Source organism: Aporhodopirellula aestuarii (genome assembly GCF_023701485.1).
Classification (GTDB): Bacteria; Planctomycetota; Planctomycetia; order Pirellulales; family Pirellulaceae; genus Rhodopirellula; species Rhodopirellula aestuarii.
The window spans coordinates 26,713-40,207 of record NZ_JAMQBK010000118.1 but is presented as its reverse complement, the minus strand read 5'-3'; the positions used below and the strand labels follow the sequence as shown (position 1 = coordinate 40,207).

Below are 13,495 nucleotides of genomic sequence, written 5' to 3'. Positions count from 1 at the left end.
TTGCTAGTTGCTAGTTGCTAACCGCTAACCGCTAACCGCTAACCGCTAACCGCTAGCGGTGAGTTGGCAAAAAAAATCGCCCGGGGGTTTCCCGGGCGATCGTTTTTTATGGTGCCTGTGAGGCGGGTGTCGCGGGCTGTGCCGCCGCGGTTGGCTTAGCCGGACTTGCGGGCGGCTTCGTCGCTTACCGACGCGTGAGCGGCTGGTGTGTCCCGCAGGAGCTTGGTGTACTCGTCGACGCCTTCTTGTTCCTCAAGGAGGATGTCTTCGAGGAAGACCACGAGACTACGGTGTGATTCAGCGAGTTCGAGAGCCTTGGTGTACATCTCGACCGCTTTGGCTTCGAAGGCCAAGCTGAATTCGAGGACTTCACGCAGGTCTTTGCTCTGTTTGATTTCGTTGCGGGTTGCGACGGGGACGCCGCCGAGCGAAGCGATCTTGTCGCCGATCAATTTGGCGTGACCGAATGATTCCTTTGCGTCTTCTTCGAATTTCGCGGCATAAACTTCGCGCCAAAGGCCTTCAATGATGAACGAGGCCTGTGAATACTGAGCGACACCGGTCCACTCGTGTTTCAGGATTTCGTTGAGACAGTCGATCAGGGCTTCGTTGGCCATGGGAATAGATCCTGGTTTAGAGGTTAGGGGACGATTTGTGGTAACAGATAGCGTGCCAGAATTGTTGCGCCCGGGAAAGGGTATCACCGAGAACGCTGGCTTTACGGGAGCGTCGGATCCAGCGGACGCAGCATCGCGGCGGGATTCGCCGTCGTTTCCCACGTTCGGACTTGGATGTCATCGACGATCGCTTCACCGCCGCCGATCACTTCCATCATAACGTGTAGCGTGGTGTCGGGGCCCAATTGCCGAAACAGAGTCACCGGCGTCCATTGTGGTTGATCGCTGACCAGGACGCCCATTTCCTGGGTTCCGACGGAGTCGTAGATCAACAGCCCTTGATGTGGGTTGGCGAACCCGAGCGTGCGAACGACTGCGTCGATACGGACCACGCCTTCTTCTTGCAGGCGGACCGCAGGGCTTCGCACCATCAGGCATGTGCCTTCGTACCCGCCCGGCAACGGGTCGCTGCCGCGGGGCGTCACACGCAACCGCAACGCACCGTGCCCCGAGAACGCTCCCCGGTGGATCAAGCTGGCGTTCGCCTCCGCCCATTTGGAATGACGCCGTCCCAGCGTCCAGCCTTCCCGTTCGAGAGCGTCGCCGCCGGTGAGCGATTGGCCACGTTCAAAGTCGCCGCCCGCGATCCGGTTGGCGCCCCAGCGAGATCGCAGACCCAATTGATTAACGACCGATGGTGCGTAGGTGGATAGTTGATTCACCGGCGTTTTTAGCAGTGGCGACCAAGCGACTTGCGTTTCAAAATCGCCCACGATGACTGGCGGGCTGCTGACGAAACGTCCTGTGTTTGATTCGGTTGAGGACATCGCCGATTGAGCCGACGTGTGAACACCTTCGAGCAACGCGTCTTGCAACATCCAGTCGCTCTTGGCGCACCACGCATCGGCTCGTCGTGACATCCGCAGCGACGATTCGGCTTGACCGCTGCGGACGAGTTGTTCGGCGTTCTCGAGTGATGATCGTGCGACTTGGATGAGGTCCAGTGGCGCCGAACGCGTGACGACTCGCGCCGCGACGGCTTGGTTCCATGACAGTTCGCTCCGGTTGATCGCTTCGCTCGCCAATTGCCACCGATCCATCGCCGCTTGGCGGGCGAACCGTTGGGCGGCGGTTGCGATCTTACCGGCTTCCGAAATCGCGTCACTGATCGCGATGACTTCGACCACGTCCGGTGAAACGATCGAAACCGTTGTGCCGTTGAGATCAGTTTGCGGTGTGACGCGTTCGGCGGAGAAGTGAGTCAGTCTCCAAATCAGTTTGCCTTCGTCGGCGGGAGGAAGCCGGATACTGATCGATTTTCCGTCGCCCGCGATCGCCGCGTCGCCACGGCCCATCGCGGTGGTCATGATCAGCAAAGTCGTCGGGCCCGAGGAGACGCGGTGCGCGAAATAGATGGGCAGCCCGGATTCGGAGTCGCGAATCAGTTCGCCTTCGGGTTGAACCGTCGCGCCGCTGACCCACTGCTCCAATGCCGCGGAGAAACGGTTGACGAATGACAGCGACATCGCTCGGTTTTGTTGCAGCGGCGTGCCGCCCGAAAGCGGAGTCGTTGAGCGGATCAGGATCGCATCGGGGGCGTCCCCGAGTGCATCGGCGACCTGTCGCCACATCCCGTGCCACAGAAATCCTTCGCGTGGTGGTGTGCCGATTCGGGCGGCGATTGCGTCCGTTTGAAGCGATGCGATGTGGTTGGCCATTCCGGAGATTCCCACCGCCATCGGTTTGCCGCTCATGCGGACCGATTGGCCACCACGAATCGCCTTGATAGCAGCGCTCGACAGATTGCGGACCCGCGGCGGTGCATCCAAGACGACCGCGTCGAGCATGGATGCGTATTCGCGAAACGATTCGACCGGGCAACCCACCAGCGGTCGTCGCCATCGTACGGGTAGATTTCTCAGACGCCGCGCGTCGTCTTCGTGGTCGGCGACGTTGGTCGAATCCATCGGCCGATTGACGCCAACGATCCAGCCTGCGACGGGTTCGAGTAACGGTGCGAGTGACTCGTCGGGCGACGAGGGTGCGGGAGCATAGATCTTCATCCGCGCCGCGATCGCTTCGGAAAGGATCGATGCATTGGGCGGTTGCGACATCCAGACGCTGTCAAAACCGAGCGAGCGGACCCACGCGAGCGGTTCGCCGTTGTGCTGTAGGATCCGAGTCACGCGTCCGACCGGAAACGCGGTTCCGATCGGCTTGGCGAGTTCGGGAAGCGATTCAAATGTTTGCCGGCGTGAATCGTAAGAATTGGGGTCACGCATGGTTGTGCCGGCAAGGGCGTCGGCGTTTTTACCAGATGCGTGCGCCGCCGCGAGGTCATCGATCAGGGGGACCATCGCTTCGATTTTGAGAAGATCGAGGCGCAGCGTGTGGTTCCCCGGTCCGCCGTACGCGTTCATCACGACCGCATCGACGTAAGGCGAGGAGACATCAGCGCGTGCACCGAATTGGTTGCGCAGAGCGACGCGTTTGAGTTTTAAGTCGCGATCGATGTCACTGACGCCGAGACGTTGGAATTCGCCGATGTGGTCATACGACGATCCGTAGACGAGTAGCGCCGCGGGGCGTTTAGTTTGTGGGTCGATGAGGTAAGGAAAACGCACGCGAAATCCGATGCGGATCCCCCTGCTAAGTCCCTTGACCGATATGGTCGCCGTCAACGCATCGATCGGACGAACCGGTTCGATCGGGTAGACCAAGACGGCTTTCGTGCCATGCGACATGAGCATCGTGACAGTTTCACAGCGACCGCCTTCTGCCCCGGCGTCGTTGGCGTGTCCCTGTTCCGTAATCCGAGCGTCACAGTCGTTTTCGTCGAGCGACCAGCGGGGCGGATACGCGTCCAATGGATCAATCAACTGTCCTTGCGCGGTCGCAGAAAAAACGAAAACCAGCAGCGTGGATACGAGCGCGCAGAAGCAAACGCGAGGGCATCGCATGGACGTTGGCTGAACAGTTTTCCTACCCGGCACAGCCATGTCGGCAAAGTCCACCAAATGATTTCGAAGGGGCATTGATCATTGACCCGAGCATTGGCGGGCGGAACAATCCACTCGCACAAAGATCACCTCTGCGGGAAACCAACCTGTCACCGCGATCCCCATCGACGCCCACGGCATTTCCGTTCCCGGCGACGAGGATGTGGCAACCAAACAACGACACGTTGCGTTTTCTCACCGACGATCCAACTCGAACTAAAATAAGACCTAAGTCCTTCTGGTACCAAGTTTTGGGTCCGCCGTCCAGGCTGATCCGACGTTGCTTCCAGACAACGTTGCGATTTCGCAACACAAATTGCCTGTTTTCGTAAGTCCTTTGTTTGAAAGGGGTTTGCGAGTTTTCGGGTGGATGCCGCACCGAAGTGGCATCTCGAATGCAATGGAAGGCTATCAATCAAAACCAACACGGCCACCGCCGACCACTCGGCACCAACTTTCCAACTGAAAGAATTGACCATGACCAAGATTGCCGCCAACCAAACCATGCTCACCGACGACACCCCGGTTGAACTCCAAGAAATGGCTGCGGCCATCGAAGCTCTTCCACAACGTTATCGTGACGCCGTTGCACCGGCCCTGGCACGAGTGGTTGAGTGCAGCACCCGTCGTCGTCGCATTCTCAATTTGGTCCAAGAAGCGTTGTCGCAGCTGCGATTGGACATGAAGTACTTGATCTTCGATCTCGAAGCGACCCGTCGCGAACGCGACCAATACAAAGAAATGCTCGAGAAGGAATAGGTTTTCAGTAACAGAGGCGACGCACCGGACGCTGTGATTGATACCGGGTGTTGTGGATTGCCTTTGCAACAGCCGGTAAGAACATTCCCTCTCCAGGCCGGGGAGGCCACCAGGCTGGACTCGATGATCGGCCGTCCGCTCGCCTCGCTTGATCTTCCCCAACGGGAGGGGCAAGCAAAAACTGCTCGACACTTCCCTCAGGGGGATTGGAAAGCTATTTCTTTTATTGCTAATGATTCGCAATAAGGCTTGCCACTGGTTCCACGGCTGCGTAAATTGGGGAGGAAATGACCCTGGCGAACCCTACGTTCGCGGGATTTCCCCAGACTCAGCGACTTTTTGATGGAATCGACGCCGCGGACTTCTGAACCCACCGAGCCGTTGCCACCCGCGCAGTCGGTTGCCAGTGCCGGTGCTACGGTGGTCGAATCGGCCGTGATCGAGACCCGGGTGATGGGCTCCGTCAACGGAGCGGCACATCCTTCGGGGGCGGCACATCCGCCACACGCTCTGAAGGTGGTGAAGTTCGAAAGTCTCGCCCGTTGTGGCGATGAGATTTGGATCGAGAACGAAGGGCAACTCTACCGCTTGCGAAAAACGCGGCAGGGCAAATTGATTCTTACCAAGTGATTGAGCGCAGCGTGACACCCAACGAAAATATTCTGTCGGTGATTCCAGGAGCTTCCGAGCACCAGCGATTGGTGGTCGTGCATCGCTCGATGGACTCGCGTGATTCGGTTCAGTTATTTCGGCCCGAGCAATCCTGCGAGTCGGCGGCAGAAGCGACGATGCCCTTAACTTCACGGCCATTTTGTGAACAGGTCCAAGCGATCCGGGATCGGCCGATCGTTCTGCGTCAGGAATCGTTCAGCCCAGCGGTGGGTTGGTTCACGCAGAGTGAGATGGAATTGACGCTCGACCAGTGGACGGCGATGCGGATGACGATGCTGCCCAGCGGTGATCGCCACGTTTCCGCACAACGCTGCCAAACCCGTCCTCCAAGTCGTCGAGACCGGGTTGCAAAGTCGGCGGTACCACAACGCGTTCTCTCCGCCGATGGGGAAGTAATCGCATTGACGATTCGCTCCGACGAGGCCGTGCCCGCTTAGTTTGGGTTGAGCAGTCTTCGGCGGGTTGTTGGCAGATTGACCCAACCCGTCAACGTCACATCGAAGTGGTTGGGGCGTTTGCACAAGTCTCCTTCGTCGGCCCTGGTTGTCGAAGTGTTGATGGCGGGGCCGAATGTCTGGACGTCTTGCGCTACGCAAGCTTGCTGCTCAATCGCCTTTGAACACGATTGCTCGGAGACGACCGACTGCCGCTTGCGTTTGGCTGCGTGATCGTAATGGCGGGATGCGATGCATGAACTTTTCGTTGACGCCCTTGGATCGCAGGAAACGCTGCAATAGTTTGGGATCGCCGTCACGATATTCTTCGGCACCGCGATACAGCCTTGGGCCGTAGGTCGCATCGACGAGTCGTTCGATCACACTCGTCCACCATGCCATCCAATCCGGTTCATCGGCCCGTGATTTTTGCTTGCGGCGAGACGCATCGTCTTTCGAGGCCGTTGATGGTTGGGCGTCTGGTGAATCGGATTCACCATCGTCGCTCGATGCTTGTGCCGCGTTCCATTGCCGTGTCACCGAAGGCGGCAGACACGGGTCGATCGTGGTCGCTTCGAATTGCAACGCTCCCAGAAGACTGTCGTGAGGGCATCGTTGCACGTACGCGTCGAGCAGCGATCCTCGCCAACTGCCGCGTTGAATCGGCGTGCCCGTCGTAATTTCCATCGCGATCAGATCGGCGATCTTGACATAGACCGCTTCGATGGTCGCTTCAAAGATTGCCGAAGGAGGCGGTGCCGAACGAGCGGCCAACAATGATGTTGTGACGCGTTCGAGCAACCAGACCCGTTGCCCCGGTTCCCACATCGAATACCAACGGGGCGCAGAAAAACCGAAATCGTCGACGTTGTCATCGTCAAAATACGAGGGGTGGCCGTCTTCGGGTTCCGTATTGAGTTCAGTGACCAAGTCGATGACCATCATCCCGATGCCGCCACGAAAGAGTGCCGCTTCGGGACCGGTAAGGCAGCGTAAACCGTTGGTCAGTGGCCACATGTTTATTTACCGAAAGACGAATGAAGTGGATGAGCCTGATCGATCGCTTCGCAGCATCGGTCGAGAGTCACTCTAGTTTATTCGGGATTGTGACGTCTGCATCGACTTTGATGGGCCAGTTTTGAGCGTTTGTTCACGCGGGACGGTCGCTTTTGCCCCTCTGTTAGGATTACCGACTATTTTGGGTGGCGTCGAATTATCCTGAAGCGATCGCGGGAGGCACTCTGGTTTCTCGCCCCCAATCAAAAAAACACATGCCCGGTTTCTCACGAGAGTCCCAATGTCGAATCGAAGTTTAGTCCCAGCTCTGTTAGCTGTCATTGTTTGCGTGGCCGGTCTCACCGCGACGACCCGCGTGAACGCTCAGGAAGTTCCCACCGCCGAACCGGTCAAAGCGGAGCCCACCAAGGCGAAACCGATCAGTCCTGCGAAAGCCACGCCCACGGTACGCCCGCTCAGTGTCACGGTGACGTTGGTGACCAATAACACCATCGAAGGCACGCTCACGGACACAACGCAGTTGCAAATGCAAACCTCGTTCGGGACGGCCAGCATACCGTTGTCGGAAGTCGCCGGCGTCCGTTTCGCTTCCGCTAATGACGCCACCACCACCGTCGTGATGCTCAATGGTGACTCGATCACCGGAGCGACCGACGTCAAACTCATCACCGTTGAAACCGAGTGGGGCACCGCTTCGATCAACGGACCGAGCATCGCGTCGATCATGTTTGTTCCCGGACTGACTTGGAACTCACAAACGGGACTCAACGGGAAACGTTGGAGTCTGAGTGATGACAAAGCAAGATCGGCGGCGACTGGTGACCCACGTGACGTTCGCGGTTCCTCAACGTCACCACAACCTTCGCGTTCCACCTCACGTGGCAACACGTTGCCGGCACCTTCGCAAAGTTATCAAAGCAGCGGACAACCGTTTTTTCCAAGCCGCTAAGCCGATAGCAGAATCCAAGAGGCAGTTTCGACGTTTGCCGGGGCTGCCAAGTCTCTGCTAAGCCGTGCTCATGAAGGCTGCGTAAGTTCTGCTGCAGTTCTTAGTCACGATAGCGACGGCAGGCGATCGTCCCAGAAGCGAGTCTGGGTTCGAATTCGTTTCGCGCGGTCGATTTGATAGCAAATGTTGTATCGTTGATCGCGCGTTTCGCCGAGCCTCTGGTGTGCTCGGCCAATGAAATAAAAAACATCGCAAAGTTTTTTATTCGCCAACGGGATAGACGCGTTATGCATGTGTAACGGGGGGATTCTCGCAATGGTCACCCCTCAGATCAATCTTGACCCAGTTTGCCAAATCGGTAGAATCTTTAAAGATTGGCAAGCCAGGGAAGACAGGTTGCTTATGCCGCTTGCGGACCGCACGTGTTCTGCACTCGCTATCGGGCTTTGAGCCCATAAAAAGAGTTTGGGGGCTGCGTGCTCGACTGCAGGGCATAAGTGCTAGTGCATCGTGCCCGAGGTTTTGCTAAATGAAGTGACACAGCGAAGGTGGGATATCTAAAGCCTTCGTTATTTTAGGTAATGGTACTACCCCACAGGGAGGATGGTTCCGGCCATGACCAAGAAAACTGTCTTTACGACTGGCGAAGCCGCAAAAATTTGCAAGGTGAGCCAACAGACGATTATCCGTTGCTTTGACAACGGTTCGCTCAAGGGCTTTCGAGTTCCTGGCAGCAAGTTCCGTCGCATCCCTCGTGAACAACTTTATATGTTCATGAAGGACAACGGCATCCCCACCGATGCCCTCGAAAGCGGCAAGAAGAAACTGTTGATCGTTGATGACGATCAGGATCTCGTTGATCTCATGCAAGACGGGTTTCAACGTGACGGCCGATTCGAAATTCGGACCGCCAATAACGGCTTCGATGCCGGGATGGGTGTCAAAGAATTCCGACCGGACCTCGTTGTCCTCGACGTGATGTTGCCCGATATCAACGGTAAAGAAGTTTGCCAGCGTGTACGCAGCGATCCTTCGATGGACACGGTGAAAATCCTGTGCATTTCGGGGATGGTTGAACACAGCAAGGTGGACGCGTTGAAAGCCGCCGGCGCGAACGATTTCATGCAAAAACCATTCTCGATCGACGATCTCGTCGGGCGGGCGTGCGACTTGCTCGAAATGGAACGTGGCGTGATGGGTTAATGCCACCGACGACCATGCGTTACGCAGGTTGGCTGCCGCCGATCCATCCAGGCGGTGGCGGATGGTTCCCGCTCAAAGCGACTTCGGTCGCTGGAATTGTGGACGCGCTGGCAATGGTCCAAACAGCGTCCACGCAAAACTGCGAAACGCTCGTGCGTTCGATGTCAGTGGATCCGGCACTTGTCGTTTTCACCGCTGCGCGAATTTCATTAGCCAATACCAACCGGACAAATTCAGCAGGGGATCTCTCCCCACCGTCCGACTCTTCTTCGGCATCGTCCGCCGGCTCCGCTTCGCTGCGCGATCTCGCCTCCTGGTGGTGTCGTCATGGGTGTGACGTTTGGCGAGAAACGGATTGGTTAGCCGCGCCCGATGGTGAGGCGGCAGATTCATTGCTCGAACAATTCACTCGGCTCGATGACTATTTTCGTGTCGTTCCGATTCGCAATTGGTTATCGCAGGCGGATCCTTGGTTCGAAGTTGCCGGCATACCCAATCCGGTTCTAGCTTCCATCCAAGAAGCCTTTCGCAACGCGGTCGATTCGACTGAACCGATTGCTCCTCGCACTGATGTGCATCTGGCGATTCGACGGTGGGTCGGCCTGTTTGATGAATCTCGTGTGCGAAACGATTCCATCGCAGACGCGGTGAACGCGTCCAAACGTGATCTCGCCCACCGTTTAGCGTATGGACTCAGTCACGAGATCAACAATCCGTTGGCGAACATCTCCACGCGTGCACAGTCGCTCGTGCATCAAGTCAGTGAACCCGCCGTCCAAGATTCCTTGCGGCGGATCGTCGATCAAACCTCTCGCGCTCATGCGATGATCGCGGACTTGATGTTTTATGCCAATCCACCTGCGATTTCATCCGAACCGTTTGGCTTGATCGATCGGATCGATCGCGTGATCGATTCGACCGCTGAAACGGCCTCGCGACTCGGAATCAACATCGAAGTATGCAACACGTGCGATGATGAATCTTGTGTGATCGATGCGGATGCCGAAATGATCGGCGAAGCCGTGTTGGTACTCGTGCGAAATGCGATCGAGGCGATCGGCGTGGACGGACACATTCGCATCGAGATCACTTGCGACGACGAAACCGTGCAGATTGCGGTTGCCGACAGCGGGCCGGGCATCACGGCGGAGGAGGCGGCGATGGCGATGGACCCGTATTACAGTGGTCGCGAAGCCGGACGCGGTTTGGGGCTCGGCTTATGTCGTGCCGATCGGATCGCGGGACTGCATGGCGGGAGCGTTCGATTGGCTCCCGCTTTGGCAGGTTGCGTGGCGACGTTAACTCTGCCTCGTTAAGCCCACCGCTACGACGCATGCTCGGTGGCGACGTCGGAAATCGCCGTGGCCGGTTTGACAATCAACGCGATCACGATCCCCGCGAGCACCCACGAAGAAATATCGTATGCGACGTGGAATGCGGTCCACGAATATGGGTGACGCCACCAAATCAGATGGCCGACGTTTGCCCACCACGCGACGAAGCATCCGAAGCTCGAAACCATCGCGATTCGGCCGGACGTGGAGGCGATCTCCAGCCGTGACACGACCAGGCTGATGAATAACGCGGAAGCAAACATGTGCAAGAAACCAGCCCCCATGATTGCCAGCATTGGCGGCGGCTCCGAGTTATAGAACAACATCGACGTGGCGGCGTGCTCCTGTGAGGTGTAATCGGGATAGATGTAGAGCCCCGGTTCGGTGAGTGACGTGATAATTTGTTCTGCCAAGGCATCGTCCTGGAGGACTTTGGCGGGCATGGCGATTGGCATCAGAAATCCCCACCACAAAAATCCGGACAGGAACAGCACGATGGCGGCCAGAAAGGAAGCGAGCGTGATTCGCATGAGAAAGCCCTTCGTTGTGAGCGGCGAGTGTGTTTGGGTTGGGGACGACGTTACTTTAGCATCGCGATCGCCTTGGCGACCCGCTCGGCGATTTTGCGACTGCCGCGTGGGTTGCTGTGGATCCCATCATCGCTGAGTCGAACCGACGCTGGCAGCCACATTCCCGGCGGCGCGATCGGACTCATTAAAACGATCTCACGAAGCCACGTGTCGCCGATCAGTTGGACGTCCTTTTCGTACGCGATCTCGCGTTCGAGGCTAGCGAACGGGTCAAACATGAACCCGCGCGGGATCTCCATTAAGATGACTTCGGCTCCGCTTTCGCGACACACGTCGATCATCTTGATCAGGTTTGCTTTGGTCGACGCGCGGCTGTGTCCTTTCAAAAAATCATGACCGCCGAGTTCGATCACCACCACCGCTGGTTTGTGTTTGAGTACCCGTGGCATCAAGTCCAAACCTTGCCTCGTCGCAATCCCAGAAAAGCCTTCGTTGATCACCGGGTTGTCGAGCATCTTGTCCAACGCGTCTGGATACCCCAGATCCGGTCGCATCCCATCGGTGAGACTGTCGCCGACGCAGACGATCGGCGAACTTGAGTCAAAGAATTGGAAGTGCGGGCGATTGCACGTGATGATTGATTGGTGTTCCCAATACATCGCACCCCAGGCAAACCATGGAACGAGAATGAGCGGGATCGTCCACTTCGCATGCATCGTCGGTTGGTGACGATCACGAAATCGCATCCACGCCACAGCCGCGAAGACGACACCGAGAGCCAGCATCGCGGGTGTCCGCGGGACCAAACGAATCAGCAATATCGTGAGGCAGATTGTCAGCGGAACCCAAGCGGGGCGATCTCTGACGGCGAGGAACGTATAAACGATCAACCAACCCGCGATCATCCACGGCAGTACGCTGGGAAATGACAGCAGCGAGAACGCGATCACGGAACTGATCACAAGCATCCGCAGAATCTGTCGCGGTGAGGATGTGGTCGACGTGTGGGCGGCCGGTTGGTCAGAAGTCGGCTCGACTTGTGCCGGTTCGGCTGGCGTCGACGCGTCTGGTGGGGTGTCATCCGGCATCGGTGCCTCGGGGTGGCGTGTTTCGGTCGTGCAAACGCAGTTCTGATTATGGCTGACCGCGTCGCCCGCGGGGGAATGGGTCGCTCGCGGGAGATTGTGAGCAGCGTGCCGCCCCTGTTTGGTCTGCTGGCGTCGGCGAGATGCACGACGCGATGCGGGCATGTGAACAAGATCGCATGGTTGGTTTTACCCGTGTTTTTCGGGTGTGAACCGGCGGGGCGGGGTGTGTTGGGGACGCAGCGATTGACGGTCCCGTCCGGCCCTACTTTATAGGTAACGCATTGTTCGATACCTTCGGTCTGGCCGCACGCGACTTTGACGCCGAATCTTTTTCATTCGCCCGGAATTTTATCGAACATGTTGGACTCGACCTCGACGATTTTGGATTTGTTGGAATCCGGTGACGCGACCGCTCGTGAAGTCACCGAAACGGCGCTGCGTGCGATCGGAGCCACCGAACCGACCAACAATGCCTACACGCACGTTTCGTATGACGGGGCATTGCGTGTCGCCGACGCGGTCGATGCGAATCGGAAAGCTGGGCGACCATTGCCACCGCTGGCCGGACTGCCCGTTGCGATCAAGGATGTGTTGTGCACGTCGGACATGCCAACGACCTGTTCGTCGAAAATGCTCAGCAATTTCACGCCTCCCTACGACGCGACCGTCGTGGCAAAGCTGAAACAGGCCGGTGCGATTGTGATCGGCAAGACGAACATGGACGAGTTCGCCATGGGCGCGTCGACCGAGACCAGCGCGATGGGCAAGACCCGCAACCCCTGGGATACCGACCGAACACCTGGCGGGAGCAGCGGTGGTGCCGCCGCTGCCGTTGCCGCGGGAACGGTGCCGTTGTCGATCGGAACCGATACCGGTGGTTCGATCCGTCAGCCCGCCGCGTTCTGTGGATTGACCGGATTGAAGCCGACCTACGGTCGTTGTAGCCGTTACGGTTTGATCGCGTTTGCGAGCAGCCTCGATCAAGCCGGACCGCTCGGTTGGTCGGTGGATGATGTTGCCGTCGGATTGCAAGCGATGGCTGGATACGATCCCGCCGACAGCACTTCGGTCGACCACGAGGTGCCCGACTATCTTGCTGCGATCAAAGACCACGACATGAAAGGCGTCCGCGTCGGAGTGTTGCGTGAATCGATCGACCAAGAAGGCGTCGCACCCGCGATCCGTACCGCGGTATCCGAAGCCGAAAAGGTCTTCCGTGATCTCGGTGCTGAGATCGTCGAAGTCTCGCTCAAGCACAGCCCTTATTGGGTGCCAACGTATTACGTGATCGCGCCGTGCGAGGCGAGCAGTAACTTGTCACGCTTCGATGGTGCCCACTATGGATACCGACATACCGCCAGTGCCAACGGTGACAACCGCAGTTCGCTCGAGAAAACCGAACCGCTCGAAGCGATGTATCGGGCCAGCCGCGCCGACGGGTTTGGCAGCGAAGTCAAACGGCGGATCATGGTCGGTACCTACGCATTGAGCGAAGGTTACTACGACGCCTATTACAACCAAGCCCTCAAGGTGCGTCGCTTGATCAGCAATGATTACACGTCCGCGTTTGCTAACGTCGATTTGATCCTTGGCCCCGTGACTCCTTCACCGGCGTTCAAGTTGGGTGAAAATATCGACGATCCGATCGCGATGTATTTATGCGACTTGTTCACCGTCGGTGCAAACCTCGCGGGCGTGCCGGCGATTTCGCTACCCGGTGGAATTGATGACGACGGTTTGCCGGTCGGGATCCAATTGCAAGCACCGGTGATGCAAGAATGCAAACTGCTCGCCGCCGGAGCCGCGTTCCAGTCCGCAACGGCGCATCACCGCGCCCGCCCAGAAGGCTTTGTCGCTGTCTGATTGGTGCCGTCTAAGTCGAGGACATTGATA

12 protein-coding genes are annotated in these 13,495 nt (G+C 57.7%); 7 read left to right on the top strand and 5 right to left on the bottom strand.

The window, feature by feature from the left end; all coding sequences use genetic code 11:
• Window positions 1–155: 155 nt before the first annotated feature.
• Entirely contained in the window at window positions 156–617 is a 462-nt protein-coding gene (locus NB063_RS30730; protein WP_250933424.1) for a ferritin-like domain-containing protein, read from the bottom strand.
• A gap of 101 nt (window positions 618–718) precedes the next feature.
• Window positions 719–3,577, bottom strand: a complete 2,859-nt coding sequence (locus tag NB063_RS30725; protein WP_407652747.1) for a hypothetical protein — start codon at window positions 3,575–3,577, stop codon at window positions 719–721.
• A gap of 516 nt (window positions 3,578–4,093) precedes the next feature.
• Between NB063_RS30725 and NB063_RS30720 the strand changes: the two genes are divergently transcribed.
• The 3 genes from NB063_RS30720 (at window position 4,094) to NB063_RS30710 (ending at window position 5,484) form a co-directional block, all read left to right on the top strand.
• Entirely contained in the window at window positions 4,094–4,375 is a 282-nt protein-coding gene (locus NB063_RS30720) for a transcriptional regulator (RefSeq protein ID WP_250933420.1), read from the top strand.
• Between the two features lie 342 nt (window positions 4,376–4,717).
• The gene (gene hemP / locus NB063_RS30715) at window positions 4,718–5,005 is read left to right on the top strand and encodes a hemin uptake protein HemP (RefSeq protein WP_250933418.1); all 288 of its coding nucleotides are present in this window, start codon (window positions 4,718–4,720) and stop codon (window positions 5,003–5,005) included.
• Between the two features lie 11 nt (window positions 5,006–5,016).
• Complete coding sequence (locus tag NB063_RS30710; protein WP_250933416.1) at window positions 5,017–5,484, top strand: hypothetical protein; 468 nt, start codon at window positions 5,017–5,019, stop codon at window positions 5,482–5,484.
• Between the two features lie 168 nt (window positions 5,485–5,652).
• Here NB063_RS30710 and NB063_RS30705 read toward each other — a convergent pair whose 3' ends face one another.
• Window positions 5,653–6,498 (bottom strand): hypothetical protein, encoded by an 846-nt coding sequence (locus tag NB063_RS30705; protein ID WP_250933414.1) that lies wholly within the window; start codon window positions 6,496–6,498, stop codon window positions 5,653–5,655.
• A 280-nt stretch (window positions 6,499–6,778) separates the two neighbouring features.
• Between NB063_RS30705 and NB063_RS30700 the strand changes: the two genes are divergently transcribed.
• From NB063_RS30700 to NB063_RS30690, 3 genes are all read left to right on the top strand, one after another.
• Complete coding sequence (locus tag NB063_RS30700; RefSeq protein WP_250933412.1) at window positions 6,779–7,447, top strand: hypothetical protein; 669 nt, start codon at window positions 6,779–6,781, stop codon at window positions 7,445–7,447.
• Between the two features lie 615 nt (window positions 7,448–8,062).
• Window positions 8,063–8,650 (top strand): response regulator, encoded by a 588-nt coding sequence (locus NB063_RS30695; protein ID WP_250933410.1) that lies wholly within the window; start codon window positions 8,063–8,065, stop codon window positions 8,648–8,650.
• Window positions 8,650–9,966, top strand: a complete 1,317-nt coding sequence (locus NB063_RS30690) for a sensor histidine kinase (RefSeq protein WP_250933408.1) — start codon at window positions 8,650–8,652, stop codon at window positions 9,964–9,966. The genes NB063_RS30695 and NB063_RS30690 overlap by 1 nt, the downstream gene beginning before the upstream one ends.
• A gap of 8 nt (window positions 9,967–9,974) precedes the next feature.
• On the opposite strand, the gene NB063_RS30685 is transcribed toward NB063_RS30690, so the two are convergent.
• Window positions 9,975–10,514, bottom strand: a complete 540-nt coding sequence (locus NB063_RS30685; RefSeq protein WP_250933406.1) for a hypothetical protein — start codon at window positions 10,512–10,514, stop codon at window positions 9,975–9,977.
• A gap of 50 nt (window positions 10,515–10,564) precedes the next feature.
• Window positions 10,565–11,764, bottom strand: a complete 1,200-nt coding sequence (locus NB063_RS30680; RefSeq protein ID WP_250933403.1) for a GDSL-type esterase/lipase family protein — start codon at window positions 11,762–11,764, stop codon at window positions 10,565–10,567.
• A 195-nt stretch (window positions 11,765–11,959) separates the two neighbouring features.
• Here NB063_RS30680 and gatA point away from each other — a divergent pair, with 195 nt between their 5' ends.
• The gene (gene gatA, locus NB063_RS30675) at window positions 11,960–13,465 is read left to right on the top strand and encodes an Asp-tRNA(Asn)/Glu-tRNA(Gln) amidotransferase subunit GatA (RefSeq protein WP_250933401.1); all 1,506 of its coding nucleotides are present in this window, start codon (window positions 11,960–11,962) and stop codon (window positions 13,463–13,465) included.
• Window positions 13,466–13,495 lie beyond the last annotated feature (30 nt).